Below are 23,757 nucleotides of genomic sequence, written 5' to 3' on the forward strand. Positions count from 1 at the left end.
ATGGTCGCCAGAACCCGCGCTCACCTCGACCACGCCGTCTCGTCCACGACCGTCCGTGACGGCGACGGCCGGGACGTCATCACCACCCCGGACCTCCAGATCGAGCTCAACTGGGACGTCGGCGACGGGGAGCGAGCCCTGTCCGTGCTGGAGTCCGCGACTGACATCGTCGCGTGGCAGGTCGTCAAGGACTCCGGCATCGACCCTGACGTCGTGCTCCAGCGGCAGCTCGCGCGGGTCCGCCGCGCCCTCGACGAGGCCCGCACCCTGTACGAGCACCCGGGTGAGCTCGACTGGTCCCTCAGCGGGTTCGTCGAGACCAACGACGCCCTCGGGATCGTCCCCCTCGGGTATCGCCGCCGGGTCATCGCTGACGCCCTCGACCACGTCGAGCGGGCCCTCGACGAGCTCGACGCCCGCCTCAACCCGAAGCCGAAGGAGAGCACCGAGCCGTGAGCCAGCTCCAGTACGCAACCAAGCGGCTCGCCGACACCGTCGCCGAGGTCGAGGCCGAGCTCGCGCGGCGGGCTGAGCAGCCACCGCACACCCCGCCCCACCTTCAGCAGGACGCCACCGGCCGGTACATCCTCGTCGACGCGTACGCCGCGCTCGTGACCGGGTACGCCGCTCTGGAGAGGAGCCGTCGTGGTTGAGCCGTTCCGCTTCGCGCCGGTCGCGATCAGCCGCGAGGACCTCATGCCGAAGCCGAACATCCTCGACGAGGTGAGTGAGGCGCTCCGGGTGCTCGCCCGCGCCTCCGACGCCGCCCAGAACTCCTTCGAGAACCTCGTGCGCACCGCGGCCCGTCAGTACGACGCGCGCGTCGCGGACGTCCTCGGCGTGCCGGTTGCCGCTCTCACCGGGGTGCGGGTGCACCTCGCGTCGGCCATGCCCGACGGGCACGTCTACGTTGCGCAGATCCCTCCGCTCGGGCCCGGCCCGGACGAGACCGTCATCTTCATCGGCACCTACCGCAGGCCCGCCGCCGAGTTCCGTCCCAGCCTCGACGACATCGCCGAGGAGGCCCGGCTCATCGTGCGCAGCGGGATGGCCGACGAGCTTGCGTGGCTCGGGCAAGACCCCGAGTGGCTGGGCACCACCGAGCAGGTCCTCCGCCTCCTGCGCGACGGGCCCCGCGTCATCCCCGTCAACCCGTCTCCATGACGATCCACCGGTACCGGTCCGCCTGCGACGTCCAGCTCCCTGACAGACCGTTCCAGCGCCGGTGGTGGACACGAAAGACGCAGGAGGAGCGAGTCCGTCAGGCGCAGTGGGCGTACCCCGGTGGGCTCATCGCCGATCGGTGTCAGTTCGGCCCACGGCGGCTCGTGCTCGTTGGCGAGCTCGACCTCGACACGGTGCACGCCGTCCTCGAACAGGCGCACGCCGTCACGCTGTGGACGCTCGCCACGATGTACGGCATGGAGCAGTACCGGTACCACCACGAGGCCCCCGAGCCGGTCCGCTGGTCCATCCACGTCGACCCATCCCGTTGACCCGGGGCCACCGTGTATAGTCCCTTGACATGAGCGAGATTGGAACCCGCACCATGCACCCGATGATCCACACCGCGCCCGGCAACGTGCTCTGGGTCGACCTCCACGCCGACCCCCGCAGCCTGACGCCCAACGGACCCGGCGAGCTGCCCGGCCACTTCACCGACCTCCCCCGGCCGCTCTTCGAGCGCGTCGCCGAGCTCCTCGACTACGAGGGCGCCTCCTGCGACCTCGGTGACGCCTGCGCCGGTGCCCGCGAGCGGTCCATCATCGACGGCAAAACGACCTACGAGGGCGCTGCCGTCGGGGTGACCCTCCACACCACCGAGGACTCCTACGGCCGGGAGCGCGAGTCGGCCTCGTTCGAGGCCTGCGACGTCGTCTACGTCGTCGTCGACGGCGAGGAGCGCGTCACCGTCCTCTGCGAGGAGGACTCCTACGTGTGGGAGCGCGCCATCACCGGCAAGGACCTCGGTCGATGATCGGCCACATCCGCAGCGAGAGCGACCGCCACGCGCGGATCGAGGAGCTCAGCAAGCGTGCCTCCCGGATCTCCGCCGGGAGTGCGACCATCAACGACCTCTCCTCCCCGTACGGGTGGGACTTCGACGAGGTCGTCCGCGAGTGGGAGGCGCTGGAGAACGGGCACGACCTCGTGCACCCCAACCGCGACGAGTGCGGCGGCGTCGGCGCCTGCGTCCTCATGTACCGCGCCCACGAGCTCGAACAGCAGATGATCGAGCTCCTCAACGACCGTCGCGTCCGGCTCGCTCAGGCAGCCCGCCGTGGCTGACCGGATTGCCCTCCGCTCCGGCACCCGCGAGTGCACCGGCATCGCGCCGTGGCGCCCCCGCTGGCGCGCCCGGATCGCCGTCTTCGAGGTCGGTGTGCCCGAGCCGCTCCACGAGTACCTCGCTCGGCCCCGCTGGACGCAGCGCGGCGCCGAGCACGACCTCCCCCAGCTCCGCCAGCTCGCTGTCCGCCACGTCAAGCTCGCCCACCCCAGCGCCATGATCTGGGGCGACGAGCAGTGGTTCAACGACGCCCGCGACAGCCTCCTCGCCGAGCTGGAGCGCAACCAGAAGGGATGCACCGATGGGTGACGGCACGAACATCGAGTGGACCGACGCGACGTGGAACCCGGCCACCGGCTGCACCCGCGTCTCCCCCGGCTGCGACCACTGCTACATCGACCGGACCCCGCCGTTCCGGATGAACGGGCGCGCCTTCCACAAGGAAGGCGTCGGCGGCTCGACCGGCGTGCTCCTCCACCCGGACCGGCTCGACCAGCCCCTCCGCTGGACCCGCCCGCGCCGGGTCTTCGTGAACTCGCTGAGCGACCTCTTCCACGACGACATCCCCGACGAGTTCATCGCCGAGGTCTTCGCCGTGATGGCGCTCGCGCCCCGGCACACCTTCCAGCTCCTCACGAAGCGCCACGGGCGCCTGCGGTCCCTCCTGACCAACCCGTGCGTCATCGACGGCCCCAGCGGGCCCCTGACGTTCGAGGACGTCGTGCGGAACGTCGCGTGGAACATGCGCAACCGGTGGCTCGCCGAGCACCCCGGCAAGGTGCCATCGTTCCCCAAGGGCGACGCGTTCGCGTGGCCGCTGCCGAACGTCTGGGTCGGCGTCACCGTCGAGGACCAGACCCGCGCCGACCTCCGGATCCCCGCGCTCCTCCAGACCCCGGCCGCGGTCCGGTTCCTCTCCGCCGAGCCCCTCCTCGGCCCGGTCGACCTCACGCGATGGCTCGACGTCGAGGTCGAGTGCGGACGTCGCCCTGACGCGCTGGACTGGGTCATCGCGGGCGGCGAGTCCGGCCCCGGCGCCCGGCCGATGCACCCCGACTGGGCGCGGTCGCTGCGCGACCAGTGCACCGCTGCCGGGGTCGCGTTCCTGTTCAAGCAATGGGGCGAGTGGGCCCCCGTGCCAGCCGACACCGACGGCGCAGTCGGCTTCACCCCGCGCGGCTTCTTCACCTCGAAGATCGAGTACAGCTCCGACCGCTTCCCCTCGGGGTCCACGACTCCGGTCGGCGAGCTTATCAAGCGCGTCGGGAAGAAGGCTGCCGGACGTGAGCTCGACGGCGTCACCCACGACGGCTACCCCGCAACCAAGATCGTCGCGCCGTGAGCTCGTGGCGGCGCGTCCCGGTCAGCTCCGGCGCCCTCGTGGCGGCGTGCCCCGGCGTGCGGTCGTGGATGCGCGAGGCCGAGCCCGGCACGCACCTGACCGTGATCCGCACCCGCGAGCAGCACGAGCCCGGCGGGCCGTTCCTGACGCACGTGTCCATCAGCCACCGCACCAACGGGGACGACCCGCAGCCCGGCCGGTACCCGACGTGGGACGAGCAGAAGGAGGCCGTGTGGCGGTTCGCCCCCGGCTTGCAGATGGCGTCGTACCTGCCTTCCGAGGACGACGACGGCTACGTCAACGTCCACGAGACCACCTTCCACTGGTGGGAAGTCCCCGCCAGCCACACCGAGAGGACGAGCACGTGAAGCGCACCATCATCCGGATCAAGCGGGGCCTCGGAGGGCCCTACATCACCATCGAGGACACCAACCGCGAGATCCTCGCCACCACCGAGACGTACGACTCCAACGCCAACGCCCGCCGGGCCGCGCGGACCCTGAAGTCCCGCATCCTCTTCGCGACCATCCGCGACGAGCTCTGACCCGACACCGGGCCAGCGCAACCAAGTTAGAGCGAGAACCGAACCGAGAGAACGGAACCCACCATGAAGAAGCTCCTCATCGTCGCCGCCATGGGCACGCTCGCGCTCACCGGCTGCGGCGGCGCCGCAAAGACAGGCGAGTTCGCCGCCCCGGCGCCCACCGTCACCGTCACCGCCACCCCCAAGGCGGAGACCCGAGACGTCGAGGTCGTCCCGCAGGTCTGCCTCGACGCCCTCGACGCGGGCGAGAAGGTCAGCGGCGCCGGAGGCAAGGGCCTCACCAGCGCCGCCAACGTCCTCGGCGAGATCCCCAACCTCATCGACGCGATCCTCGCCGGAGACGTCGACGAGATCGACCGGATCACCGCCGTCGCCGAGAAGGAGACCACCAAGCTGAACAGCCTCGGCATGGACGACCTCGTGTCGGCCTACAACGAGAAGGCCGACGCCTGCCGCGCCACGGCGAAGGGGAGTGCCTGACCATGACCAGCCCCCACGAGGACCCCGCCAACGCTCCTCGTCTCGCGCTCATGCGCGAGATCGCCGTGCTCGAAGGCGAGGGCATCAACCAGTCGATCGAGGCTCGCCGCGAGAGGCTCCGCGAGCGCACGGCAGAGATCGAGGAGGAGCAGGCGCGGATCGACCGGGACGAGCGCGCCCTGTCGGAGCTGCGGATCGCGCTCGACCGCCTCGGTGGGCCCATCCCCGAGGAGAACGACGAGCCGCCCTTCTGACCCGGCGCGCACGAGCTGCGGGGCCCTCGACCGGGTAGTGGTCGAGGGCCCCGCGCATTCCCGCTGTGGCGCGCTACCGTGGACCCGTCCAACCCCGAAGTACCCCGAAGTGAAGGAGCACGACCATGGCTGCCACCGCGAAGCGCGGCGAGGAGTTCAACCGTCTTCTGGCCGAGCAGGGGTTCGTCACCCGCTCGATGAAGTACGGCTACCGCCCAGACGACGAAGCGAAGGCGGCCATCGACGCACGGGCCGCCCGGCTCGTCGAGCTGGCCGAGCTCTTCGGCCCCGCGATTCTGGGCGACTTGACGCCCGAGCGGTACGTCAACGACCGCATCGCGACGTGGGTCACGGCCAACCCGCTCGCCCTCACCACCCAGCGGGTGCAGGAACTCATCGAGGGGCCACCGCGCCCGCCGCACGTCTCGGCATCGGTCCGGACGGTCCGGGCGAAGATCGGGACTCCCGGCAGCGGCGGCTACCTCTACCAGTTCACCGCCGACGACGTCGCCATCACGGATGGTGGCGCGTTCGAGCTCGTCATCCCGGACTCGGTGGCTGAGCACTTCCGCCAGCAGGGACGCCGCGAGATCCAGCGCCAGTTTGCGGACCTCCTCGCGCTGAAGTCCCACCTCTGACCGCCGCAGTCAGGGGCTTGACGCGCCTTCCGGTGTTTCTCTCTGGACGGTTGTCACCCCCCTGTGCGATGCTCATATACATGAGCGCAGAGTTCGAGCGGTGCGAGCACGGCGGAACCGCCGCGTACTGCCCCGACTGCATCGCTGAGTCGCGGGCCGTCCACGACACCACGATGATCGACCGCCCGGTCATCGGAGCCACCATCACTGCCCAGTACGCAGGCGACTGCGCGTGCTGCGGCTTCCGGTACCCCGAGGGCACCCGCATCGTCTACGTCGACGACGGCGACATGGTCCTCGGCTGGGTGGGCGAAAAGCACCTCGCCCGCCAGAACGCCACCCAGTCCATCTACGCAGCCGCCTCGTAGGGCACCTCGGATCCGCCGGGGCGCCACCAGCCCCCGGAAGGAGACCCAGATGCCCATGCCCCGCCACCTCGCGTTCGCCGCGCAGACCCTCGCGTACGAGGCCCATGGCGAGCAGGTCGACAAGGCCGGGGAGCCGTACTTCGGCCACCTCGCCCGCGTCGCCCGTCGCGTCGCCGAGCAGCGCCCGGACCGCCCGGACCTGATCGCCGTCGCGTGGCTCCACGACCTCGTCGAGGACACGCGCCTGACCATCGGGCACCTCGCGAACTGGGGCTACCCCGCCCCGGTCGTCGAGCTCGTCCACGCCCTGACCCACGTCCGGAACGAGCCGCGCGCCGACTACGTTGCGCGGATCCGCGCCGCCGGGCCGGGCGCCGTGCTCGTCAAGCTCGCCGACATTGCGGACAACTCCGACCCCGCCCGGCTCGCCGTCCTCCCCGAGGGCGACCGGGCCCGGCTGGAGACGAAGTACGCCCGCGACCGCGCCGCGCTCCTCCTGTAGGCTGCACCGCGCGGTGTGGAGCAGCTCGGTAGCTCGTCGGACTCATACTCCGGAGGTCGTCGGTTCAAATCCGGCCACCGCAACCGAGTCAGGAGCGGCGTCCGTAGGGAGGCATCCCCACGGGCGCCGCTTCTCGTGCATGATGAGCCGCGGCGGGGTCGACCCGGTGCCTCCCGGCTCCGGCGCAGATCCCCTTCCGCCACCGGCAGCTTCACCCCCCCGGAGCCCCGGAAGAGCGGAGGCGGGTCCCCGAGCTGGGAACCCTGTCCCGGGCCGACCCCGCCACCTGAACCGGCCACCACGGGGAGAGCGAGAACCCGATGCGACGCATGTCCTGCGCGATGACCAAGGAAGCCGTCATCGCCCGCCAGAAGACCGTCACCCGACGCAAGGGCTGGACCATGGCGAAGGTCGGCGACCGGCTCCACCTCGTCACGAAGACGATGGGCCTGAAGAAGGGCGAGACCGCCGACACCCTCGGCTACGTGGAGATCGTCGACATCCGCCGCGAGCCCCTCAGCGAGCTCACCGCCGATGACGTCGAGCGCGAGGGCTACCCCGGGATGCGCCCGGACGAGTTCATCCGCCGCTTCTTCGAGCCGCAGGGCATCCGCCCCTCCGACTTCGTCACCCGCATCGAGTGGCGCTACATCGAGGCCCCGTGATGGCGACCACCTACACCGGTCGCAAGGCTGTCGTCCGGCGCGTCCCCACCCCGCCGATCCTGCGGCGCAACCCCCTCTCCCAGAGCGAGCTCTCGTGGCGCGCGTCCATCCCCGGCCGCGTCTACCTCGTCGGCGACGGGCTCCACTTCGACCAGTGGGACGGCGCCATCAGCTACGTCACCGACCCCGAAGCTTGGCCCCGGGAGGACCAGCCATGAGCGACCCCATCGACGCCCCGGACCTGCCGGTCGACTTCCCCCGCGAGGACGTGGTCCTCACCGCCGCCGACCACTACCGCAGGGGCCTGTGGTTCCTCAGCGTCACCCCGCAGACCGGCGACAGCTTCCACGAGGACTACGTCGAGAACCTCCTCGCCGCGAACGCCCACCTCCAGATCGCTGCCATCCGTGCAGCCAACTTCGAGGAGTCCCTCGCCGACGTCGCGTGGCTCGCGCCCGACCCGGACGCCAGCGGGCTCGTCACCGTGCCCCCGGCGCTCCGCCCACGCGATGAGTGACGAGCGCCCCGACGCTGCCGGGGTCCGGCCGCTGAAGGCCGCGGTGCACGACGGGAAGGTCTACCTCGACCTGAGCAGCTTCACCGAGGGCTTCCGCGCACGCGCCGACGCCGTCGAGGAGCAGGGCTACCACGACGTCGCCCAGCTCTACCGGCGCGAGGCCGACGAGCTCGACACCGCCGCCATCGAGTGGCTCACCGACGTCGACCCGCCCCGGCTGCCCCTGCCGCGCAGCATCAGCGGCGTGACGTCGATGCTGTCCGCCCAGCTCGTCGGGGAGGCCCTCAGCGAGAACGAGGACGTGAAGCTGCCGCTGACCCTCCCGGACGGGAGCCAGCTCGTCGTCGACATCCACGTCAACCGCACCGGCCCCCGGTGGTGACCGTGCCCGCACCCAAGATGACCGCTACCGAGGTCGCCGACGGCGTCCGCCGCCGGTACGGCTGCCTCAACGGCCACGCCCAGCTCCCGCCCGAGTGGGCTGCGCTGGAGGAGTTCTCGCTCTACCCCGGAGGTGGTCGCAGCCGCGCCGACCTCTTCCTCGTGAAGGCATGGCGCTCGGGCGGGCACCTCCGCCATGGCGTCGAGATCAAGGTCTCGCGCTCCGACCTGAAGCACGAGCTCGACGACCTCCGCAAGTCCGAGCCGATCCGTTCCGTGTGCCACGAGTTCTGGCTCGCCACCCCCAAGGGCCTCGTCCACGCCGACGACCCCATCCCGGCCGACTGGGGGATCTACGAGGTCACCCCCACCGCGACCACCGTGCGCCGCCGCGCCGCGCGCAACCAAACCCCGGAGGAGCTGCCCTACAGCGCGACCGTCGAGGCGTTCCGGCGGGCCGCGCGCGCCGAGGCCCGGATCCGGACCGCCGAGGACGGCGATACCGCCGCGCAGCTCGTCGTCGCGCTCCGAGAACGAGACGCCGCCGTCTCGTCCCGGATCCGCGCCCAGAACGAGCTCACCACCGCCCGGCAGCGAGCCGTCAGGGCCAGCACCGTCCTCGCCCGGTACGCCCCCAGCCTGCGGTGCTCCATGTGCCAGACCCCGGTGCACTTCCGCCGCGGGATCCTCACCCACGTCGAGCGCCAGCCCCGGTGCTCGTACCCCTACATCGACGAGAACTCGCTACCGGAGGACACCCCAGATGGCTGACACCGACCCGGACCTCAACCGCGGCCTCTACGGCAAGTACCTCGTGCAGCGCGCCGACGGCGACCCCGCCCAGAAGCACACCGACTGCCGGTACTTCGTGCTCGACCCCGAGCACGACCCAGCCGCGCTCGCCGCGCTCTCCGCCTACATCGAAGAGGCCCGCGACCTCGGCTACGTCCAGCTCGCCGACGACCTCGACGTCTGGCTGGAGCAGCTCTACGCGCACCACCCGCCCCAGTCGTAGCAGACACCGGCGCGCGGCCAACCCACTGCCCGGCCGCTCTCTACGCTGAACGGCATGAGCTACCTCGTGGAGGTCACCATCCAGCGCGGACAGGACGTCGCGCTGGCATGGACCTACCCCACGGAGGCAGCACCCGAGGACGTCTCCGCGTGGTCCGGAGAGGCCCGCTTCACCGACCTCCGTGGCCGGACCCTCGCCTCGTTCACCACCGCCTCCGGGCACGTCACCCTCGCCGCCGACGGGCGCGTCGAGCTGAACATCCCCGCCGCGACCACCGAGGAGTGGGAGTGGTGGACCGGGCGGCTCATCGTCACCCTCACCGACCCTGACGGTGCGCTCCACCCGTTCGTCGAAGGCATCTTCGTTGCGGCCGACGAGGTCACCACGGCCTCCGAGAACGCGCTCCCGATCGAGTACGCCACCAAGGCGCAGCTCGACGAGCTCGCCGCGCGGGTCACCGCGCTGGAGTCCGGCCCGTAACCCCATCCCCGGGGGACCCCCGCGCTCGGTACTGTGAGCAACGCACTCACCACCGAGCGAGAAAGGGGTGCGGCACGTGGACGACGACAGTCTCCATCGCAACAGCTTCACCATGCGGATCTCCCGCGAGGATGCGCTCAGCTACGGCTTCGAGCAGCCCACCCCCGAGGAGGTGACCACGGCCCGGGCCCGGCTCGTCGGGTTCCACGCCGAGCAGGTCGCCGCGCACGAGGAGACCAAGGTGTTCCTCTCGCGCGTGGCCGTCCACTCCACGGGCGACGACCTGACCGCGCGGCTCCTCCGTCTGCACCACCACGGCGAGGGCGACTGGGACCGCCGCGACTGCGTCGCCTGCGGGAACGGCGACCACCCCATCGCGTGGCCGTGCGAGACCGCCGGGCTCGTGCTCGACGAGCTCGGGGTCGTCATCCCCGCCGACGTCGTCATCGACGAGCCGCGGCCGATCGGCGAGCCCGACCCGGACAACCCCTACTGGCCGTACCCCAAGAGCCGTCAGGCGTTCCTCGACGCGTTCTTCCCCATGTCCTTCGTCACGCTGTCCGAGCCGATCACCTACCCCACCCGCGAGGAGTCCCCGTGACCCGCCGCTACGCCGACGGCACCACCGTCTCCGTCTCCAGCTCCCAGAGCGAGATCCGGAAGACCCTCACCGCCTACGGCGCCACCGGGTTCGCGTTCGGACAGGACGAGAACCGCTACCTCGTGATGTTCCGCGCCCACGACCGGAACGTCCGGTTCGCCGTGCCCGCCCCCACCCTCGACGACGTCGCACGCACCCCCGCTGGGAAGAACCGCACCACCGTCCAGCGCGAGGCGGCGCTCATCGCCGAGGAGAAGCGCCTCTGGCGCTGCCTCGCCCTCGCGATCAAGGCGAAGCTGGAGGTCGTCCAGTCCGGCATCGCGACCTTCGAGGACGAGTTCCTCCACGCCACCGTGCTCCCCTCCGGCCGCACCGTCGGCGAGGAGGTCGCGCCGCTCGTCGAGCAGGCGTACGTCGAGGGCCGGATGCCGTCCGAGCTCCTCCAGATCGTAGGGAGCTGACCGTGCAGTACCTCAACAACGCGCTCTACTTCGCCGGGTGCATCCTCGTCGCAGTCGGCTCCGCCCGGCCACGCGCAACCAAGCTGTCGATCAACCGGTGGCAGACCATCGGGTTTGCGCTCCTCGTCCTCGGGTTCTTCGCCGAGGCGGCGATCGACGAGCACTACGGCCCGACCATGCTGTGGATGCTCTTCGCGGCCACCGTCGCTGCGGGCATCCTCGGCTGGCTCATCCCCCGATCCGCTCTGCCCTGCCTCATCGGGCGGCACAGCGACCGCATCGTCAACGTCGTCTCCGCCGAGAGCCACGATGGGACCGTCGAGCTGCGCTTCGAGTTCGGCGCCATCACCGACAACGACCGCGAGCTCCTCCTCACCGAGCTCCTCCCCCACGGGCGCGTCGTCCGTGCCGAGTGCGCGAAGTGCGGCGCCAACGTCGCCAAGCACGCCGGGCCGGGTGCCGCGTGAACGGCTACGCGAGGTCGCTCTACGTCCAAGGCCGACGGTCCGCAACGAAGTCCCTGCGCGACGAGCTCGCCCGACACTCCCTCGACGACCGCCGCACGCACTCCGGCCGACTCGCGGAGGGCCTCGAACGCGCCCTGCGGATCATCGACCCAGCCCCAGAGCTCCCCGACGGCCCGTGGGAGCAGCTCGTCGGCACCATCGTTCCCGACGCGGGGATCGACGCCGTCTCGGTCGGGCTCGCCGTCGGCGACCCATCCCTCCACCCGCCCGGGTCGGAGGAGTATCCAGACCCGTACCCGATCCGCTTGCGGGTCGAGGACGGCGGCGACGACGTCACAGCCACCGCCTACCTCAGCTTCGACGACGCGCTCGACCTGTGCCGCCAGCTCACGCTCGCGGTGCAGACCGGCAGGGAGCGCATCCGTCGCAACGAGACCAAGAGAGGAACCCCGCAGTGACCCCAGAGGAGATCAAGAAGATCGCCGACCCTGCCGCGCGCGCCAAGGAGTCCGAGGGCTTCCTCGATCGAGGACGTGACGCCCTCGCCACCGTGAAGAAGATCCGCGACGACGCCATCGCAGAGCTCCTCGTCAAGGGAGGATCACAGCGTGAGGTCGCCAAGGCTGTCGGAGTCTCTCCGACGACGGTCGCTGGGATTGCCGCTGCGCAGGGCATCGTCGTCCAGAGGGTCGCAACGAAACGCGCGGAGCCGAAGGGCGGGAAGCGTGCTTCGTGACCTGTGGCGCGCGCGGTGCCGGTGGCGCCTCGCGAAGCACCGCCCGGTGCGGGTCATCACCGGCATGGAGCCGATGGGCTCACTCCCCGACGGGCCGCTCAGCTACGCCATCACGTCCCAGTTCCACCGGTGCGGCAACTGCGGCCTCCGGCTGAACGAGGACCACTACACGCTGCGCGAGGTCGAGGACGCCTGACGGCGAGCGCACCGAGCCGCAGCGAGCTCGGACGTGTGCCGGTGCCCGCACCGCCACACCCGGGTGAAGTTCTCGTCGATGACGCCTTCCCACATGGCCCGGTCCTCGGGGTGTCGGACGCCGCGCATCAGGACGGGCACGGACCGATCGTCCCGGTGCCGCCCCGCGTAGGGGTGGAGGCGCCGCTCGATGTCGGCCACGGTCAGCCCGTGGCGCTTCACAGGGCGCCCTCGCGCATGGCGGCGGCGTAGACCTCGCCGTAGATGCGGCTGCACTCGTCCTCGTCGGCGCCGTTGACGCGGGCAGCCCGGGCAGCGTCGACGGCCTGCGCGGTGGCGTCGATGGCCGTGCGGCTCGGGGTGACGGGGTGCTTGTAGTCGCCGGGGCGGGTGAGGGAGTTCATGACCGGGGTTCCTTGTCGGTGGGTTGGTGTAGGGCCTTGACGACACCCATAGTGGGACCTCCCCATGGGCCTGTCAAGCCACTTGACTGAACTCGCTTCGGCAGGGCACCCCGGAACCTCACCCCACCCAGTCCGCCCGAGAGAGGAGGATGGGTCGCGTCAGCTCCACCGCAGACCCCCACCGAAAGGCCGCAGATGTCCACACCCGCCGCGTACCGCTTCGACCCCACGAAGCCGAAGACGGTCTCGAACTACCCGCTCCTCGCCAACCGGAAGTGGCACCCCACCCGGAACCTCCCCATCCTCGGCGGTGTCAACCACATCACCGCCGGGGTCACCGACCAGTCGGCCCCCGACACCTCCGCCGAGGGCACCATCCGCTACGGCCAGACCACCACGGTCGACGCCTCGTGGACCGGCATCCTCGACAGCGACAGCATCGTCGACTGCCTCCCCGACGACTACACCGCGTGGGCGCAGGGCGTCTCCGGACACTCGTTCAACAGCCCCTTCGTGTCGCTGGAGATCGGCTGCGGAACCACGAACTGGGCTGCGATCGGCGAGGCGTGGCGCGAGGCCGTGATGACGAACATGGTCATCTACTGGGCGCCGCGCGTCGAGCACTACGGCTGGCCGATCGAGTACCAGTTCGACCGCGACAAGATCGACTGGCTCATCGCCAAGGAGCTCGCCGTCGGGTTCACCGACCACCACGTGCTCAACCCCTCGCAGCGGTCGGACCCGTTCTGGTACAAGGGCCACAACACCTTCCCGTACGCCGAGTTCCTCGACCGGCTCCGCAAGGCGCTGAAGGACGGGGTGCCGAAGCCGACCACGCCGACCTACCCCGGCGGCAGCGGCTCGGCGAAGCTCGCGATCGACGGGCGCATGGGCCCGCTGACCGTCACCAAGTGGCAGCGCGTCATGGGCACCACCCCGGACAGCGTCATCAGCTACCCCCGCTCCGAGCTCGTCGCCGCGGTGCAGGTCTACCTCAACGCGGCCGGTCGCCGGGACAAGCACGGGCGCAAGCTCGTCGTCGACGGCAAGGGCATTCTGCCGAACCTCTCCCGCAACGCCGGGCCGTCGAACACGATCGCGGCGCTCCAGCGGCACCTCGGGACCACGATGGACGAGATCCTGTCCTACCCCCGCAGCAACGCCGTGATGGCGCTTCAGGAGCGGCTCAACAAGGCGAAGGACGGGTCGAAGAAGTTCTGACCCGCCCCCCGCAACCAAGAGGGCCCCAGCTCGTCTCCGAGCTGGGGCCCTCTGCGTCGGCCCACCGTTGACCTCTCGCACGACACAGCGTAGAGCACCCCGCAGACCCGCCGAATGTGTAGACCCTTGACCGCGAGCGCCGAAGATGGTCTATGGTGTCCGTCATCGGGTCCGCGAGCGAGGCGGACCCCCAACGGAAGGACCCCGATGACCACGGTCACCGAGAAGGCGCTGCGGGACGCAGCCATCCACGACGCCACCACCCGCGACGACATCGTCGCCTACGAGGTCGCCACCGGGAAGACGTTCAAGCGCGAGCTCCCGGCCCTCCTGCCCTCGACACCGAACGTCGAGCCCACCCACGACCTCATCGACCCGGCCGTGCAGCAGCTCGTCGAGCGCATCATCGGCCGCACGATCGTGCCCGCCATGAACGTCTCGTTCGCCCGCTCCATGCTGAAGCGGTGGGCCGTCGCGCAGATGCGGGAGGCGACCCGATGATCGACCGCATCTTCATCAACCGAGGCCCGCAGGACGTGCTCGACCTCGTCGCCGAGCACGAGCGGATCCGGAAGGAGTACGAGCAGACGCGGCAGCGGCTCGTCGGACGAGCCCGGGAGATCGAGCAGCAGATCGACGAGCTGAACCTCAGCCGTCGCCCCGAGCTGCCGACCCCGGCCCAGCGCGAGGGCATCCGCAACGCCCTCGACGAGATCCGCAAGCGCACCGTCCCAGAGAGCCACCACGGCGACGCCTGCGCCCCCGGCACGGACCGGCCCAGCCGAGACGTCGTCGTCGACGGGCACCGCGGCTGGCTCTCCGTGCAGCACCACAGCCCCTACAGCCAGACCCGCCGCGGCGGGAAGCTGTGGAACTTCACCGACGACGAGGTCACCGCCACCATCGCGCTCATCGAGGAAGAGGGGTTCACCGTCACCAAGCACTGGAAGCACGACGAGGGCCTGAGCATCGAGGTCGCCCCCGGAAGGAGCACGTCGTGACGAACGAACCCACGCTCGACCAGTCACGCTGCGACATCGGGGACCACGTGCGGTGCACGGGCTACACCGAGGACGAGCGCGACCCCGAGACGTGCATGTGCTCGTGCCACATCCCGGCGGAGCAGTCGTGACCTTCCGCCGCGCGACGCTGCCGACCTCCGACGAGGGGCCCGCAACCAAGATCGTCGTCGAGCACATCCTGTCTCGGCACGCCATGGTCGTCGCGCTCGCCTCGGCCAAGGGCTACCTCGCCGACGACGACGCCCGCGGCAACCGCCCGTCGAAGCGCGAGTGCGAGGCCGCGATCCGCGAGATCCTGTGGGAATCCGGCCGCGACTTCCGTCAGCGGCTCGTCATCGAGCACGACGTCGACGCCCGGATGGCGTGGGCCGAGGACCTCGTGATGACCCACTTCGCGACCGTCTTCGAGGGAGGTGCGTGATGGCGACCCAGCACGACGTCCGCGTCGTCCCCCTCGGGTACGACGGCGAGATCGGCATTGAGTGCGACCCCTGCGGGTTCCGTGGGAAGCCGCTCGTCGGAGTCGACGGCATGTGGCCCACTCCGGGGCAGTTCCTCGCGGCGTACCTCGACCACGTCTCCCCCGGCAAGATCGGCGTCCGGATCAACACCAACACGAAGACGCCCCGCTCGAAGGCCGCGATGCACGCCGTGTACGCGACCTTCCGGCTCCTCGGAGTCCCGGCGATCCGCGGCGGCTCCGTCGTGGTCGTTGGCGGCTCCAGCGATCAGATCGAGGCGATGCCGGTGCAGATGCGGGAGGACTTCCGCAGCTACGCCGCGGGAGCACAGTGGCTCGACGCGGAGGAGCGGATGTGAGCGAGACCCGCAGCTCCGTCACCGTCGGCTCCCGCGCGAAGGTCTGGATCGGCTCCGCCCGGCGCGGGTACTGGTTCCGCGGCATCGTCATCGGCATCGACACCCACCCCCGCTTCACAGGCGTCCTCATCCGCCGCGACGGCGCCGACGAGGACGACCCTGAGGGCACCGCCTACGCCACACACGAGGAGACCCTCCCCGACGACGAGGGTGGTGTCATGGACTCATGAGCGACATCGTCCACGTCAACCCCGACGGGCGGCGCCTGTTCACCGCCACCGTCGGCGCGCAGCCGATCGTCTTCCAAGCTGCGACCGAGCAGGAGGTGCAGGACTGGCTCATCGCCCAGCTCGGCGCCCCCGCGAAGCTCGTCCCCGTCCGAGACGTCGGCCACGCCGACCGCACCGAGGTCACCCAGTGGGGCCTCACCGATCGCGTCTGACCCGCCCACCGAAGGAACCCGCCATGCCCGACATCCTGACCCCTGTCATCGACGCCGCCCCGGGGGAGGACCTCACCTACCCCGAGGCCTTGCGCCGGTCCGCGAAGCTCTACGACGAGGAGCTCGACGTCCTCAGCGCCGACGACGACCGTCGCGGCGAGGTCCAGCTCCGCCGCGACTCGTTCGCCGCCGCCGCCGAGCAGTGGGACCCCTGCCCGTACGCCCCGCAGGGCGGCTGCACGAGCGAGGACTGCACTGCCGTCCCCGTCGGCGGCTTCGCCCACCCTCGCACCGAGCGGCCGAACCTCGCCCTCGCGATGGACGGGACCAAGGACGGCGAAGCGCAGGCGTTCCTCTACAACCCCGCCACCGGCACGGCGATCCCCGTCAACCTCGGTGATGACGTCGTCGAGGAACTCGACGACGGGAAGCCCGCGCTCCTGAACTCCGCCCGCGCCCGCACCGAGGCCCGCGCAACCAAGTCCGAGCACGAGGAGCCGGAGCGGATCCCGAACCGGCTCATCTATGCCGACGAGGTCCGCGAGGGCATGGGCGTGCTCTACCCGAAGCCCTGCCCCAACCGAGGCCTCGGCGCGCTCCTCGGCGACAAGCACACCCACGGTCAAGGCATCGCCCGGGTCCTGCGGATCCGGCAGGGCGAGGGCGCCCAGTCCTCCATCTACTCCGCGATCGTCGTCGACGAAGAGGGCGAGCAGCAGCCCATGGTCTGGACCACCGTCGAGCTCGTCCGCGTCGTCGTGGAGGGCTGAACCATGGTCCAGATCAACGACCCCGCCGAGAACAACGCTCGCCTCGTCGCCGCGTTGCTCCAGTTCGACGACACCTACCCGACGCGGTACCAGACCAGCCCGGAGTTCCGCGCCGCGATCGACCACATGGCCGGGCTGGCGCCGGACCTCCTGCGGCTCGCGGCCGAGCGCGCCGACCGCGGGGCAGCGATGCGTGAGCAGTTGCTCCGCGGCAGCTACCACGTCGGTCCGTCGGCCGCGTTCCCCGGCTTCCCGCAGTCGTGAGCCCGGTCCCGCTCCTACCGCTCGGGCAGAGCCCCTTCTACGGAGGGTTCGGTGCGGGGCGCGTCACGCACGACGACGTCCTCACCACCGGACCCCGCTACGTCCGGTCCCGGCAGGCGACTCGCTGGCACCGCCTGCGCGCCGCTGCCCGCCATGACGCGCTGATCGACGACGACGGGAAGGTGCTGCGCCACGAGTACGTTGCGTGGCACCACTGGTGCGGCACGACCACGTTCTCCAGCCGCGGCCTCGGCGTCGACGACCTCCCTCAGAAGGAGCCCATCTGCGGCACGTGTGAGGGCCGCGCGATCGGCGCCGGGCACGGCAGCGAGCTTGTCACCGTCGAGGACGGGGTCAAGCTCCTGTTCACCCCGCACATCGACCCGCCGAAGGTGTGCCCCGGCTCGGGGAAGATCAACCAGCACCTCTGGGTCGAGATCCCCGGGTCCCGATCGGTGGGGCTGTGCGTGCCGTGCGGACAGACCGTGCCCACCCGGGCCGGTGGCGGCTCGCCGTGGTACGGGTCGAACTGGTACGGCCCGCAGGTACACGAGCCCGGAGACGACCTCGTCGATCCGTGCATGGCCCACGGGTGGACCTCCCTCGTCCTCGTGCGCGGCACGTACGGGATGGGCGTGACCTGCCGCTGCCGCCTCCCCCGACGGGAAATGTGAAGTGGCTTGACACAACCGTGGGCCGTCCCCCATGATGGGCGAAGACGGGCCGAGCGAGGGCCCCCAACCGAAGGAACCCGACATGGCGAACAGCACGTGGGCCATCACCCACCTCCTCCACGAGGACTGCGACGACTGCCTCGCCGAGGCGCGCAACGCAGTCACCATGGCGCGGGTCACCGGCTCGGTCGGCGCGACGTCGAAGCGCGACCACCGTGAGCCCGCTGCGATGGCGGTCGTACCGGGCACTCCGCTCGACCAGTGGCCCGCGGCAGGCGAACTCGTCGTCGACCACTCCGCCACCGTCACCCGCGTCATCGCGCTCCTCGACGCCGACACCGAGCTCGTGCGATGACCACCACCGAGCAGGCCCAGTCCCACTGGAACGCCGCTGCCGGGATGCACGAGCGCCGCCTCCGCGGCCTCGTCACCGCCACCGGCGCCAACGTCACCGACTCCGCCGACCCGACCGCCTCGTTCGACGTCCACCACCCCGGCGCCGACACCATCCTGCGCGTCGTCGTGACCGCCGACGCCATCAGCGTCGCCCGCGTCCTGCCCCGCCGGGGCAGGATCATGGGCGCCGCCCAGTTCCGAGGGCTCGCCCTCGACATCACTGCCGCCGCGATCGTCGCGATGGCGAAGGAGCTCTGACCCCCATGTCCGTCGGCCTCACCACCCCCGGTGGCGGCGACCTCGTCGCGCAGCTCGTCGGCGACGGCTACAAGCCGTGGATGTCGCCCGTCGAGGGCGGCTGGGAAGTCCTCGTCGAGGGCGTCCCCGCCATCCGCGTCGTGACCGCCGCCGGGCCCTTCCCCGCCGACTCCAGCACCGCGGTCGGCGACTGGGTCGCGACCCGCGCCCACGACGGCAGCGAGATCTACCGCGGCTCCAGCTACGTCGAGCTCGTCGACGCCATGACCGGGGCGTGGGCGACCGAGGCGACCTTCGGCCCGATCCACGCCACCGAGTGGCGCCTGATCGCCGTCAACCCCGGCCCGCGGACCGACACGTGCCCCTGTGGCGCCCCGCTCGACCGCTGGTACCAGACCCTCCCCGACGGCGACTCCGAGTCCCGCGGCGACTGCACGAACGCGACCTGCCGTCGCTCCACCTTCTGACCCCCGAACGGAGAACCACCCCATGGCACAGCTCATCGTCACCATCGACCTCGACGGGCCCGCGATCGCGGACGACCCCGTCGCCGAGATCGCGCGGATGCTCCAGACCGTCGCGCAGGACCTCGGCACCGACAGCACCGAGCTCGGCGCGGCCGTCGCCGGGGACCAGTTCGCTGGCGACCGCGGCCGGATCCGTGACGCCGTCGGCACCACCCGCGGATCGTGGGTCATCCGATGAGCCTGCGGAAGACCGTCGAGCCGACCCTCGACGAGTACGGCGACGAGACCCACCCGTCCTACGGGCGCATCCGAGTCACCCGCGCGCAGGGCGCCCCCCGGCCGCTCTTCGACTCCGAGACGCTGCACCAGCACACGATCACGCTGACCATCAGCCACGCGACCCGCAAGCGCGACCTCCAGCGCGACTGGATCCACGAGGGCCGCGTCGTCGCCGAGGTCTCGATGAGCGAGGCCCAGTGGGCGCAGATGGTCTCCTCGATCGGCGCCGGGCCGTCCTCGTGCACGCTGCGCGTGGCCGACGGCGACTACATGGTCCCCGACGCCCCGTTCAGTGCCCGGCTCGCGCTCACCGCGGCCGAGACCCGGACCGCAGCCAAGCGGGCCCTCGCCGACGTCGAGGAGAAGCTCGCCGCCGTGCAGGAGAAGCCGACGAAGGCGAACGTGCGGGCGCTGGCGATCGCCGTCGGCAACCTCCCGGCGAACCTCCAGTTCGCGGCCGACTCCATCACCAAGCACACCGAGGACGTCGTCACCAAGGCCCGCGCCGACATCGAGGCGATGGCGATGGCGGCAGCCGACCGGTACCGCGTCGACGTGCGCGAGCTCGGCACCGGCGAGGCCGCGATCCCGCAGATCGAGGCCGGGCAGTGACCGCCGACCCGCGGGCCTCCGCCGCCCGCGTGGCCGTGCGCGAGCACCTCTACGCGCACGGCCACGAGGACCTCACGCAGGTCACCGTCGACGAGGTCGTCGACATCGTCCTTGCCACCCTCCCCGAGTACCGGCCCGGGCAGCTCGCCGCGATCCGGCTCGCCGAGGAGCCGGAGGGTGAGCTGCGGGAGAACTTCGAGCAGCTCGCGCAGCTCCTCGTCGACAACGGCCTGCGACCCGTGTTCCTCCTCGACGCCGACCTCACCGTCGTCCCCGATCCCGAGGACCTCTGGCGCGCGTCGTGGTCCTCCGACGCCGCCGGACGGCTCCACCAGCTCACCGAGCAGCTCGCCACCGAAGCGGGCGCCGCCACCGACCCTGCCGACGAGCACGGCCTGCGTGTCGCCGCCACCCGGCTCAGCGGCCTCATCCCCGAGCTCCTCGACCTCTCGACCAACACACCGCCCGTCGAGTAGCGCCTTGACCCGCAAGGTGCTACACAAGATCCGTAACCAACCTGACAGGGAGCGAGCCATGTCACCCACCACCACCGCCCTGCCCGAGCAGCTCGACATCCTCGAAGCCCTCGGCGTCACCGACGAGATCGACGACAAGCGCGTCGACGGCCACCGGATGCTCACCACCAAGGGGAAGGGGTGGCGAGCGAAGTGGACCGGGTCCCGGTGGGGCTGGGTATTCCAGCGGCAGACTGCCCCCTTCGGGTGGGAGACGTGGGAGCCCGACCTCCCGTTCGGTGTCGAGCTCGTCGAGACCGAGGCCGACGCCCGGGACTACCTCACGAGGTGCGTCGCCGTCCACGGCGACGACCCGCAGTGGCTCGTCCAGCGCAACCGCCGCCGCCGCGCCGCGTGACGGATGCCCACCCCCGAAGCACTCGGCGACCTCGCTGAGGCGCTCGTCCCCGTCGCGGCCCGCCTCGTCGGCGCCGTCCACGACGAGGGCATCACCGGCGTCTCCCGCGTCCTCGCCGACCTCGACCCGAACCACCGGACAGCCCTGTGCGTCGTCCTCGCCGCCATGGTCGACCCCGACCGCACCCCCAGCGAGCTCCTCGCGTGGGTGACGTGGGACGAGACCCCAGCCGAGGCCTACATGCAGCCGTCACTCCTCGCGGTCAGCTCCGAGCCACCAGCCCCGGCGCTACCGACCGACCCCCGCGAGTGGCCCGACGAGGTCTGCCTCGACTACCACCGCATGTCCCGCCGGAAGAACCTCCCCCAGCCCGTCGACTACCGCATGGAGATCGGCGCCAAGGAGTGGGACCGCCGCCGCGCAGCGCGAGCCCGCGAGCAGCGTCGAGCCTCCTGACCGGCATCCCCGGATGCCCCGACGGTGAGCTACCGTCGGGGCATCACCGTAAGCACCTACACATCCACCCCTGAGAGGCACCCAGTGAGCATCGCCCGCGTCAAGAACATCAAGGACGCCGAGAAGCGCGCCCGCGCTGCGGCGAAGCTTCTCGCGCCCACCGAGGAGAAGGTCCGCGACATCCGGGCCGTCATGGACGAGGCAGCGCAGTCCATGCTCAATGACGGCGCCACCTTCGCCGACGTCGCCCGCGCCATCGGCATCACCCGCTCAGCCGTCGCCCAGCGGTTCAGCAAGCCGGAGCGTCCGAGCGCGTGAGCCCCAGCGAGGCCGACCTCCAGAGCTGGATCATCGAGGCCGCGACCACACTGGGCTGGCTCGGGTACCACACCCACGACTCCCGGAACTCGGTCGAAGGCTTCCCCGACCTCGTGCTCGTCCGAGGCCGGATCATCTACCGCGAGCTGAAGATCAGCACGCGCCCGTCGGCCGTCACCGTCCCCCAGCGACGGTGGCTCCACCAGCTCCGCCACGCCGGAGCCGACGCCGACGTGTGGACGCTGGACGACTGGCCCAACCACATCACCCGCGAGCTGTCGTCCCGGACTTCGTTGCGCGCCCCGCGCGCGCTGCCGCCGCCGCCGACCCCCGAGGAGATCGCCCGGTACGAGCTGAAGCGCCGCCGCTCCCGCATCACCCGCCGCTGACACCCGGCCCGCGGATCCCCGCAGGTCACCACCAGCCCCACGCGTAGCCGCTTACCCTTTGGCGTGTGGGAGTGATCGCTGAGGCAGGCCGCGAGGCCGAGACCGTGGGGGTGACGTCGCAACTCGCGGCGCGCCTCTTCGGCGACCTCATGTCGATGCCGCCGGAGATCCGGCAGGAGTGGTTCCTCACCCTCGACCAAGCCGACATGGCCCAGCTCATGGCCGTCGCGAAGCGCGAGGGCGGCTCCACCTACGCGATGTGGCAGGACGACCCCTGCGGCTTCTACGAGGTCGTCCTCGGCGAGACCATCTGGACCGGGCAGCGCAACGTACTGAACGCGCTCGTCACCCCCGGCATCAAACAGGTCTTCGTGCCCGCCGGGTTCGGCCTCGGGAAGACCCACGTCGCCGGGGGCGCCGTCGCGTGGTTCGCGTCCGTGTGGCCCGTCGGGACCGGCGTCACCGTCACCACCGCGACCCGAATGCGGCAGGTCCAGCGGCAGCTCTGGCCCCACGTCCGGCGCCTCCAGAAGAAGGCCCAGCTCCCCGGGCAGTGCGACACCCTCCAGTGGAGGATGCCGAACAAGGACGGCGTCATGATGGACGTCGCCTACGGCTTCACCGCCCCCGAGCACGACGAGGCCGCGATGCAGGGCATCCACGCGCCCCGCCTCTTCCTCGTCGTCGACGAGGCCGGTGGTATCGGCCCCACCATCGGCTCCTCGACGCGCAACCTACTCACCGGTGACGCCCGGATGCTCGCCATCGGGAACCCGCCGACCGACAACGAGGGCTCGTGGTTCGAGGGCGGCTCGATGAACGGTGAGGACCCGGCCCGCACCGACACCATCACGATCAAGCTGCGCGCGTGGGACTCCCCAGCCGTCAAGGGCGAGTACGTCGTCTGCCGCTCCTGCCCGGCCGAGGTGCCGAAGCACTCGCTCGGGCAGCACCTCGTGGATCAGGCGTGGATCGACGACGCGATCCGCGAGCACGGCCGGGACGCCCCGTACGTCATCGCCAAGGTCGACGCCGGGTTCCCCAAGGGCGGCTCCGCCCGCACCATCCCCTCCAGCTACGTCGAGTGCGGCATGGAGGCGCTCGGCATGTTCGAGCCCGACGAGAGCGAGCTCCTCGCCGCACCGGCGTCGCTCGACCGCGACGGGCGCCCCTACCCCGACCAGCCCCGCATCGGTTCGTGGATCCGCCTCGGCGTCGACGTCGCCGCCGACGGTGGCGACGAGCTCGTCATCGCCCGCGACGAGGGCGGCATCGGCCGGATCCGGCTCATGGAGTCGGGCTCGTCCAACGAGAACTCCACCGACGTCGCCGGGAAGGTCCTCCACGAGATCCACGCCGCGGAGCAGCTCAACGCCGCGCTCGGGTCTCCTCGGCCCGTGCACGTCAAGATCGACTCGATCGGTGTCGGCTGGGGTGTCGCGGGCATCCTCGAAGCGTGGGGCAGCGAAGGCCTCCACGGCGCGACGATCATCCGCGTCAACGTCTCCGAGAACCCTGACCGGCCGGATAACCCGAAGTCGCAGTGGCGTCCCTTCCGCAAGCGCGACGAGCTGTGGCTCAACGGGCGCGAGCTCCTCACGCCCGACTCGGCAGGCATCCCCGCGTGGACGCTCGACATCGACACTAGGACGCAGGCTCAACTCTCGGCGCCGACCTACTCGACGAACGCGTCGGGTCGGACCGTGGTCGAGTCGAAGAAGAGCATGAAGGAGCGCGGGATCAAGTCGCCCGACCGGGCTGAGGCGCTCCTCCTGTCGGTGTACGAGCCGGTCACCCGGAAGAAGAAGAAGCGAGGCAGGTTCCTCGGATGAAAGGAGAACCGTTGTGCCGCAACACCTTTGGGTAGCCGCGACCGAGGTGTCAGTGCCTCGATCCGCCGCTGCCAAGGTAGCGCGCAGGGGAAAGTTCATCCTTCCGGCCTCGGTCGAGGTCGGTGTCGTCGAGGTGTACTGCCGCCGATGCCGACGAACCCTCACCGACGAGCGAGAGGCGCAGTCCAACTGCGTCCTCGGGCCCCAGCACATCGGCGGGCCGAGGAAGCGCGACGACGACCCAGAGGAGCGCGTCGGCGCCTAATAGGTCAAGCACCTTGACAGACGCGCAGGTTGGCCCCATGATGAGGGGGTCGGGCCGAGC

The 23,757-nt window shown here is 70.9% G+C and carries 51 protein-coding genes and 1 tRNA gene; 51 read left to right on the plus strand and 1 reads right to left on the minus strand.

Going from position 1 to position 23,757, the window contains the following annotated elements:
• The 29 genes from PKA89_RS09870 to PKA89_RS10010 all read left to right on the plus strand — a co-directional run bounded on the left by PKA89_RS09870 (window position 1) and on the right by PKA89_RS10010 (window position 11,937).
• Window positions 1–456 (plus strand): hypothetical protein, encoded by a 456-nt coding sequence (locus PKA89_RS09870; protein ID WP_324419039.1) that lies wholly within the window; start codon window positions 1–3, stop codon window positions 454–456.
• Complete coding sequence (locus PKA89_RS09875) at window positions 453–653, plus strand: hypothetical protein (protein WP_324419040.1); 201 nt, start codon at window positions 453–455, stop codon at window positions 651–653. Before PKA89_RS09870 ends, PKA89_RS09875 begins: the two co-directional genes overlap by 4 nt.
• Window positions 646–1,164, plus strand: coding sequence for a hypothetical protein (locus tag PKA89_RS09880; protein ID WP_324419042.1), 519 nt, complete (start codon window positions 646–648; stop codon window positions 1,162–1,164). Before PKA89_RS09875 ends, PKA89_RS09880 begins: the two co-directional genes overlap by 8 nt.
• A gap of 164 nt (window positions 1,165–1,328) precedes the next feature.
• The gene (locus tag PKA89_RS09885; RefSeq protein WP_324419043.1) at window positions 1,329–1,496 is read left to right on the plus strand and encodes a hypothetical protein; all 168 of its coding nucleotides are present in this window, start codon (window positions 1,329–1,331) and stop codon (window positions 1,494–1,496) included.
• Window positions 1,497–1,525: 29 nt separating this feature from the next.
• Window positions 1,526–1,978, plus strand: coding sequence for a hypothetical protein (locus PKA89_RS09890; protein WP_324419045.1), 453 nt, complete (start codon window positions 1,526–1,528; stop codon window positions 1,976–1,978).
• Complete coding sequence (locus PKA89_RS09895; RefSeq protein WP_324419047.1) at window positions 1,975–2,289, plus strand: hypothetical protein; 315 nt, start codon at window positions 1,975–1,977, stop codon at window positions 2,287–2,289. Before PKA89_RS09890 ends, PKA89_RS09895 begins: the two co-directional genes overlap by 4 nt.
• Window positions 2,282–2,599: a hypothetical protein gene (locus tag PKA89_RS09900; protein WP_324419049.1), complete on the plus strand. Its 318-nt coding sequence runs from the start codon at window positions 2,282–2,284 to the stop codon at window positions 2,597–2,599. The genes PKA89_RS09895 and PKA89_RS09900 overlap by 8 nt, the downstream gene beginning before the upstream one ends.
• Window positions 2,592–3,632, plus strand: a complete 1,041-nt coding sequence (locus PKA89_RS09905; protein WP_324419051.1) for a phage Gp37/Gp68 family protein — start codon at window positions 2,592–2,594, stop codon at window positions 3,630–3,632. The genes PKA89_RS09900 and PKA89_RS09905 overlap by 8 nt, the downstream gene beginning before the upstream one ends.
• Window positions 3,629–4,000, plus strand: coding sequence for a hypothetical protein (locus tag PKA89_RS09910; RefSeq protein WP_324419053.1), 372 nt, complete (start codon window positions 3,629–3,631; stop codon window positions 3,998–4,000). Before PKA89_RS09905 ends, PKA89_RS09910 begins: the two co-directional genes overlap by 4 nt.
• Complete coding sequence (locus PKA89_RS09915; RefSeq protein ID WP_324419054.1) at window positions 3,997–4,176, plus strand: DUF1508 domain-containing protein; 180 nt, start codon at window positions 3,997–3,999, stop codon at window positions 4,174–4,176. Before PKA89_RS09910 ends, PKA89_RS09915 begins: the two co-directional genes overlap by 4 nt.
• 63 nt (window positions 4,177–4,239) lie before the next feature.
• Window positions 4,240–4,656, plus strand: coding sequence for a hypothetical protein (locus tag PKA89_RS09920; RefSeq protein WP_324419056.1), 417 nt, complete (start codon window positions 4,240–4,242; stop codon window positions 4,654–4,656).
• Between the two features lie 2 nt (window positions 4,657–4,658).
• The gene (locus PKA89_RS09925) at window positions 4,659–4,910 is read left to right on the plus strand and encodes a hypothetical protein (protein WP_324419058.1); all 252 of its coding nucleotides are present in this window, start codon (window positions 4,659–4,661) and stop codon (window positions 4,908–4,910) included.
• Between the two features lie 125 nt (window positions 4,911–5,035).
• On the plus strand, window positions 5,036–5,548 hold the full coding sequence (locus tag PKA89_RS09930) for a hypothetical protein (protein WP_324419060.1): 513 nt from the start codon (window positions 5,036–5,038) through the stop codon (window positions 5,546–5,548).
• Window positions 5,549–5,628: 80 nt separating this feature from the next.
• A complete protein-coding gene (locus PKA89_RS09935) occupies window positions 5,629–5,916 on the plus strand; it encodes a hypothetical protein (protein ID WP_324419062.1) in 288 nt (95 codons plus the stop codon).
• A 49-nt stretch (window positions 5,917–5,965) separates the two neighbouring features.
• On the plus strand, window positions 5,966–6,418 hold the full coding sequence (locus PKA89_RS09940; RefSeq protein WP_324419064.1) for an HD domain-containing protein: 453 nt from the start codon (window positions 5,966–5,968) through the stop codon (window positions 6,416–6,418).
• Window positions 6,419–6,427: 9 nt separating this feature from the next.
• Window positions 6,428–6,501 (plus strand) — tRNA-Met (locus PKA89_RS09945).
• Window positions 6,502–6,759: 258 nt separating this feature from the next.
• Window positions 6,760–7,083: a hypothetical protein gene (locus PKA89_RS09950; RefSeq protein WP_324419066.1), complete on the plus strand. Its 324-nt coding sequence runs from the start codon at window positions 6,760–6,762 to the stop codon at window positions 7,081–7,083.
• Window positions 7,083–7,301, plus strand: coding sequence for a hypothetical protein (locus PKA89_RS09955; RefSeq protein WP_324419069.1), 219 nt, complete (start codon window positions 7,083–7,085; stop codon window positions 7,299–7,301). Before PKA89_RS09950 ends, PKA89_RS09955 begins: the two co-directional genes overlap by 1 nt.
• Window positions 7,298–7,600, plus strand: coding sequence for a hypothetical protein (locus PKA89_RS09960; RefSeq protein ID WP_324419070.1), 303 nt, complete (start codon window positions 7,298–7,300; stop codon window positions 7,598–7,600). The genes PKA89_RS09955 and PKA89_RS09960 overlap by 4 nt, the downstream gene beginning before the upstream one ends.
• A complete protein-coding gene (locus PKA89_RS09965) occupies window positions 7,593–7,982 on the plus strand; it encodes a hypothetical protein (RefSeq protein WP_324419072.1) in 390 nt (129 codons plus the stop codon). The genes PKA89_RS09960 and PKA89_RS09965 overlap by 8 nt, the downstream gene beginning before the upstream one ends.
• Before the next feature lie 17 nt (window positions 7,983–7,999).
• The gene (locus PKA89_RS09970) at window positions 8,000–8,752 is read left to right on the plus strand and encodes a hypothetical protein (protein ID WP_324419074.1); all 753 of its coding nucleotides are present in this window, start codon (window positions 8,000–8,002) and stop codon (window positions 8,750–8,752) included.
• Entirely contained in the window at window positions 8,745–8,996 is a 252-nt protein-coding gene (locus PKA89_RS09975) for a hypothetical protein (RefSeq protein WP_324419076.1), read from the plus strand. Before PKA89_RS09970 ends, PKA89_RS09975 begins: the two co-directional genes overlap by 8 nt.
• Before the next feature lie 54 nt (window positions 8,997–9,050).
• A complete protein-coding gene (locus tag PKA89_RS09980) occupies window positions 9,051–9,476 on the plus strand; it encodes a hypothetical protein (RefSeq protein ID WP_324419078.1) in 426 nt (141 codons plus the stop codon).
• Between the two features lie 76 nt (window positions 9,477–9,552).
• Window positions 9,553–10,077: a hypothetical protein gene (locus tag PKA89_RS09985; protein ID WP_324419080.1), complete on the plus strand. Its 525-nt coding sequence runs from the start codon at window positions 9,553–9,555 to the stop codon at window positions 10,075–10,077.
• The gene (locus PKA89_RS09990) at window positions 10,074–10,538 is read left to right on the plus strand and encodes a hypothetical protein (RefSeq protein ID WP_324419082.1); all 465 of its coding nucleotides are present in this window, start codon (window positions 10,074–10,076) and stop codon (window positions 10,536–10,538) included. The genes PKA89_RS09985 and PKA89_RS09990 overlap by 4 nt, the downstream gene beginning before the upstream one ends.
• 2 nt (window positions 10,539–10,540) lie before the next feature.
• Complete coding sequence (locus PKA89_RS09995) at window positions 10,541–11,005, plus strand: hypothetical protein (RefSeq protein ID WP_324419083.1); 465 nt, start codon at window positions 10,541–10,543, stop codon at window positions 11,003–11,005.
• Window positions 11,002–11,463, plus strand: a complete 462-nt coding sequence (locus PKA89_RS10000; protein ID WP_324419085.1) for a hypothetical protein — start codon at window positions 11,002–11,004, stop codon at window positions 11,461–11,463. The genes PKA89_RS09995 and PKA89_RS10000 overlap by 4 nt, the downstream gene beginning before the upstream one ends.
• Entirely contained in the window at window positions 11,460–11,741 is a 282-nt protein-coding gene (locus PKA89_RS10005) for a helix-turn-helix domain-containing protein (protein ID WP_324419087.1), read from the plus strand. The genes PKA89_RS10000 and PKA89_RS10005 overlap by 4 nt, the downstream gene beginning before the upstream one ends.
• A complete protein-coding gene (locus PKA89_RS10010) occupies window positions 11,731–11,937 on the plus strand; it encodes a hypothetical protein (RefSeq protein WP_324419088.1) in 207 nt (68 codons plus the stop codon). Before PKA89_RS10005 ends, PKA89_RS10010 begins: the two co-directional genes overlap by 11 nt.
• A gap of 217 nt (window positions 11,938–12,154) precedes the next feature.
• Here PKA89_RS10010 and PKA89_RS10015 read toward each other — a convergent pair whose 3' ends face one another.
• A complete protein-coding gene (locus tag PKA89_RS10015) occupies window positions 12,155–12,340 on the minus strand; it encodes a hypothetical protein (RefSeq protein WP_324419090.1) in 186 nt (61 codons plus the stop codon).
• 195 nt (window positions 12,341–12,535) lie between these two features.
• On the opposite strand from PKA89_RS10015, the gene PKA89_RS10020 reads away from it, so the two are divergent.
• From PKA89_RS10020 to PKA89_RS10125, 22 genes are all read left to right on the plus strand, one after another.
• Entirely contained in the window at window positions 12,536–13,561 is a 1,026-nt protein-coding gene (locus tag PKA89_RS10020) for a hypothetical protein (protein WP_324419092.1), read from the plus strand.
• Window positions 13,562–13,768: 207 nt separating this feature from the next.
• A complete protein-coding gene (locus tag PKA89_RS10025; RefSeq protein ID WP_324419094.1) occupies window positions 13,769–14,062 on the plus strand; it encodes a hypothetical protein in 294 nt (97 codons plus the stop codon).
• Entirely contained in the window at window positions 14,059–14,562 is a 504-nt protein-coding gene (locus PKA89_RS10030) for a hypothetical protein (protein ID WP_324419096.1), read from the plus strand. Before PKA89_RS10025 ends, PKA89_RS10030 begins: the two co-directional genes overlap by 4 nt.
• A complete protein-coding gene (locus PKA89_RS10035; protein ID WP_324419098.1) occupies window positions 14,559–14,693 on the plus strand; it encodes a hypothetical protein in 135 nt (44 codons plus the stop codon). Before PKA89_RS10030 ends, PKA89_RS10035 begins: the two co-directional genes overlap by 4 nt.
• Window positions 14,690–15,004: a hypothetical protein gene (locus PKA89_RS10040; RefSeq protein ID WP_324419099.1), complete on the plus strand. Its 315-nt coding sequence runs from the start codon at window positions 14,690–14,692 to the stop codon at window positions 15,002–15,004. The genes PKA89_RS10035 and PKA89_RS10040 overlap by 4 nt, the downstream gene beginning before the upstream one ends.
• Window positions 15,004–15,402, plus strand: a complete 399-nt coding sequence (locus PKA89_RS10045; protein ID WP_324419101.1) for a hypothetical protein — start codon at window positions 15,004–15,006, stop codon at window positions 15,400–15,402. The genes PKA89_RS10040 and PKA89_RS10045 overlap by 1 nt, the downstream gene beginning before the upstream one ends.
• Window positions 15,399–15,632, plus strand: a complete 234-nt coding sequence (locus tag PKA89_RS10050) for a hypothetical protein (protein WP_324419103.1) — start codon at window positions 15,399–15,401, stop codon at window positions 15,630–15,632. Before PKA89_RS10045 ends, PKA89_RS10050 begins: the two co-directional genes overlap by 4 nt.
• Window positions 15,629–15,844: a hypothetical protein gene (locus PKA89_RS10055; RefSeq protein WP_324419105.1), complete on the plus strand. Its 216-nt coding sequence runs from the start codon at window positions 15,629–15,631 to the stop codon at window positions 15,842–15,844. The genes PKA89_RS10050 and PKA89_RS10055 overlap by 4 nt, the downstream gene beginning before the upstream one ends.
• Before the next feature lie 23 nt (window positions 15,845–15,867).
• Complete coding sequence (locus PKA89_RS10060; protein ID WP_324419107.1) at window positions 15,868–16,614, plus strand: hypothetical protein; 747 nt, start codon at window positions 15,868–15,870, stop codon at window positions 16,612–16,614.
• 3 nt (window positions 16,615–16,617) lie between these two features.
• Window positions 16,618–16,878: a hypothetical protein gene (locus PKA89_RS10065; protein ID WP_324419109.1), complete on the plus strand. Its 261-nt coding sequence runs from the start codon at window positions 16,618–16,620 to the stop codon at window positions 16,876–16,878.
• A complete protein-coding gene (locus tag PKA89_RS10070; RefSeq protein ID WP_324419111.1) occupies window positions 16,875–17,552 on the plus strand; it encodes a hypothetical protein in 678 nt (225 codons plus the stop codon). The genes PKA89_RS10065 and PKA89_RS10070 overlap by 4 nt, the downstream gene beginning before the upstream one ends.
• Window positions 17,553–17,634: 82 nt before the next feature.
• Complete coding sequence (locus PKA89_RS10075; RefSeq protein ID WP_324419113.1) at window positions 17,635–17,907, plus strand: hypothetical protein; 273 nt, start codon at window positions 17,635–17,637, stop codon at window positions 17,905–17,907.
• Window positions 17,904–18,206 (plus strand): hypothetical protein, encoded by a 303-nt coding sequence (locus PKA89_RS10080; protein WP_324419115.1) that lies wholly within the window; start codon window positions 17,904–17,906, stop codon window positions 18,204–18,206. Before PKA89_RS10075 ends, PKA89_RS10080 begins: the two co-directional genes overlap by 4 nt.
• 5 nt (window positions 18,207–18,211) lie before the next feature.
• The gene (locus PKA89_RS10085) at window positions 18,212–18,673 is read left to right on the plus strand and encodes a hypothetical protein (protein WP_324419117.1); all 462 of its coding nucleotides are present in this window, start codon (window positions 18,212–18,214) and stop codon (window positions 18,671–18,673) included.
• A gap of 22 nt (window positions 18,674–18,695) precedes the next feature.
• The gene (locus PKA89_RS10090) at window positions 18,696–18,911 is read left to right on the plus strand and encodes a hypothetical protein (RefSeq protein ID WP_324419119.1); all 216 of its coding nucleotides are present in this window, start codon (window positions 18,696–18,698) and stop codon (window positions 18,909–18,911) included.
• Entirely contained in the window at window positions 18,908–19,564 is a 657-nt protein-coding gene (locus PKA89_RS10095) for a hypothetical protein (protein ID WP_324419121.1), read from the plus strand. The genes PKA89_RS10090 and PKA89_RS10095 overlap by 4 nt, the downstream gene beginning before the upstream one ends.
• Window positions 19,561–20,040, plus strand: coding sequence for a hypothetical protein (locus PKA89_RS10100; RefSeq protein ID WP_324419123.1), 480 nt, complete (start codon window positions 19,561–19,563; stop codon window positions 20,038–20,040). Before PKA89_RS10095 ends, PKA89_RS10100 begins: the two co-directional genes overlap by 4 nt.
• Before the next feature lie 58 nt (window positions 20,041–20,098).
• Window positions 20,099–20,437 carry a hypothetical protein gene (locus PKA89_RS10105; protein ID WP_324419125.1) on the plus strand — a complete coding sequence of 113 codons (339 nt, stop codon included), beginning with the start codon at window positions 20,099–20,101 and terminating at the stop codon, window positions 20,435–20,437.
• 3 nt (window positions 20,438–20,440) lie between these two features.
• Window positions 20,441–20,893: a hypothetical protein gene (locus PKA89_RS10110; RefSeq protein WP_324419126.1), complete on the plus strand. Its 453-nt coding sequence runs from the start codon at window positions 20,441–20,443 to the stop codon at window positions 20,891–20,893.
• Between the two features lie 84 nt (window positions 20,894–20,977).
• Window positions 20,978–21,211 carry a hypothetical protein gene (locus tag PKA89_RS10115; RefSeq protein WP_324419127.1) on the plus strand — a complete coding sequence of 78 codons (234 nt, stop codon included), beginning with the start codon at window positions 20,978–20,980 and terminating at the stop codon, window positions 21,209–21,211.
• Window positions 21,208–21,600 (plus strand): VRR-NUC domain-containing protein, encoded by a 393-nt coding sequence (locus tag PKA89_RS10120; protein ID WP_324419128.1) that lies wholly within the window; start codon window positions 21,208–21,210, stop codon window positions 21,598–21,600. Before PKA89_RS10115 ends, PKA89_RS10120 begins: the two co-directional genes overlap by 4 nt.
• A gap of 65 nt (window positions 21,601–21,665) precedes the next feature.
• Window positions 21,666–23,432, plus strand: a complete 1,767-nt coding sequence (locus PKA89_RS10125) for a hypothetical protein (RefSeq protein ID WP_324419129.1) — start codon at window positions 21,666–21,668, stop codon at window positions 23,430–23,432.
• Window positions 23,433–23,757 lie beyond the last annotated feature (325 nt).

This window comes from Phycicoccus sp. (genome assembly GCF_035325325.1).
Taxonomy (GTDB): domain Bacteria; phylum Actinomycetota; class Actinomycetes; order Actinomycetales; family Dermatophilaceae; genus Phycicoccus.

Coding starts and splice junctions, on each gene's coding strand:
- PKA89_RS09870 (WP_324419039.1), top strand. CDS start 1: ATGGTCGCCAGAACCCGCGCTCACCTCGACCACGCCGTCTCGTCCACG.
- PKA89_RS09890 (WP_324419045.1), top strand. CDS start 1,526: ATGAGCGAGATTGGAACCCGCACCATGCACCCGATGATCCACACCGCG.
- PKA89_RS09895 (WP_324419047.1), top strand. CDS start 1,975: ATGATCGGCCACATCCGCAGCGAGAGCGACCGCCACGCGCGGATCGAG.
- PKA89_RS09905 (WP_324419051.1), top strand. CDS start 2,592: ATGGGTGACGGCACGAACATCGAGTGGACCGACGCGACGTGGAACCCG.
- PKA89_RS09920 (WP_324419056.1), top strand. CDS start 4,240: ATGAAGAAGCTCCTCATCGTCGCCGCCATGGGCACGCTCGCGCTCACC.
- PKA89_RS09925 (WP_324419058.1), top strand. CDS start 4,659: ATGACCAGCCCCCACGAGGACCCCGCCAACGCTCCTCGTCTCGCGCTC.
- PKA89_RS09930 (WP_324419060.1), top strand. CDS start 5,036: ATGGCTGCCACCGCGAAGCGCGGCGAGGAGTTCAACCGTCTTCTGGCC.
- PKA89_RS09935 (WP_324419062.1), top strand. CDS start 5,629: ATGAGCGCAGAGTTCGAGCGGTGCGAGCACGGCGGAACCGCCGCGTAC.
- PKA89_RS09940 (WP_324419064.1), top strand. CDS start 5,966: ATGCCCATGCCCCGCCACCTCGCGTTCGCCGCGCAGACCCTCGCGTAC.
- PKA89_RS09950 (WP_324419066.1), top strand. CDS start 6,760: ATGACCAAGGAAGCCGTCATCGCCCGCCAGAAGACCGTCACCCGACGC.
- PKA89_RS09955 (WP_324419069.1), top strand. CDS start 7,083: ATGGCGACCACCTACACCGGTCGCAAGGCTGTCGTCCGGCGCGTCCCC.
- PKA89_RS09960 (WP_324419070.1), top strand. CDS start 7,298: ATGAGCGACCCCATCGACGCCCCGGACCTGCCGGTCGACTTCCCCCGC.
- PKA89_RS09965 (WP_324419072.1), top strand. CDS start 7,593: ATGAGTGACGAGCGCCCCGACGCTGCCGGGGTCCGGCCGCTGAAGGCC.
- PKA89_RS09970 (WP_324419074.1), top strand. CDS start 8,000: ATGACCGCTACCGAGGTCGCCGACGGCGTCCGCCGCCGGTACGGCTGC.
- PKA89_RS09975 (WP_324419076.1), top strand. CDS start 8,745: ATGGCTGACACCGACCCGGACCTCAACCGCGGCCTCTACGGCAAGTAC.
- PKA89_RS09980 (WP_324419078.1), top strand. CDS start 9,051: ATGAGCTACCTCGTGGAGGTCACCATCCAGCGCGGACAGGACGTCGCG.
- PKA89_RS10015 (WP_324419090.1), bottom strand. CDS start 12,340: ATGAACTCCCTCACCCGCCCCGGCGACTACAAGCACCCCGTCACCCCG.
- PKA89_RS10020 (WP_324419092.1), top strand. CDS start 12,536: ATGTCCACACCCGCCGCGTACCGCTTCGACCCCACGAAGCCGAAGACG.
- PKA89_RS10025 (WP_324419094.1), top strand. CDS start 13,769: ATGACCACGGTCACCGAGAAGGCGCTGCGGGACGCAGCCATCCACGAC.
- PKA89_RS10030 (WP_324419096.1), top strand. CDS start 14,059: ATGATCGACCGCATCTTCATCAACCGAGGCCCGCAGGACGTGCTCGAC.
- PKA89_RS10045 (WP_324419101.1), top strand. CDS start 15,004: ATGGCGACCCAGCACGACGTCCGCGTCGTCCCCCTCGGGTACGACGGC.
- PKA89_RS10055 (WP_324419105.1), top strand. CDS start 15,629: ATGAGCGACATCGTCCACGTCAACCCCGACGGGCGGCGCCTGTTCACC.
- PKA89_RS10060 (WP_324419107.1), top strand. CDS start 15,868: ATGCCCGACATCCTGACCCCTGTCATCGACGCCGCCCCGGGGGAGGAC.
- PKA89_RS10065 (WP_324419109.1), top strand. CDS start 16,618: ATGGTCCAGATCAACGACCCCGCCGAGAACAACGCTCGCCTCGTCGCC.
- PKA89_RS10075 (WP_324419113.1), top strand. CDS start 17,635: ATGGCGAACAGCACGTGGGCCATCACCCACCTCCTCCACGAGGACTGC.
- PKA89_RS10080 (WP_324419115.1), top strand. CDS start 17,904: ATGACCACCACCGAGCAGGCCCAGTCCCACTGGAACGCCGCTGCCGGG.
- PKA89_RS10085 (WP_324419117.1), top strand. CDS start 18,212: ATGTCCGTCGGCCTCACCACCCCCGGTGGCGGCGACCTCGTCGCGCAG.
- PKA89_RS10090 (WP_324419119.1), top strand. CDS start 18,696: ATGGCACAGCTCATCGTCACCATCGACCTCGACGGGCCCGCGATCGCG.
- PKA89_RS10095 (WP_324419121.1), top strand. CDS start 18,908: ATGAGCCTGCGGAAGACCGTCGAGCCGACCCTCGACGAGTACGGCGAC.
- PKA89_RS10105 (WP_324419125.1), top strand. CDS start 20,099: ATGTCACCCACCACCACCGCCCTGCCCGAGCAGCTCGACATCCTCGAA.
- PKA89_RS10110 (WP_324419126.1), top strand. CDS start 20,441: ATGCCCACCCCCGAAGCACTCGGCGACCTCGCTGAGGCGCTCGTCCCC.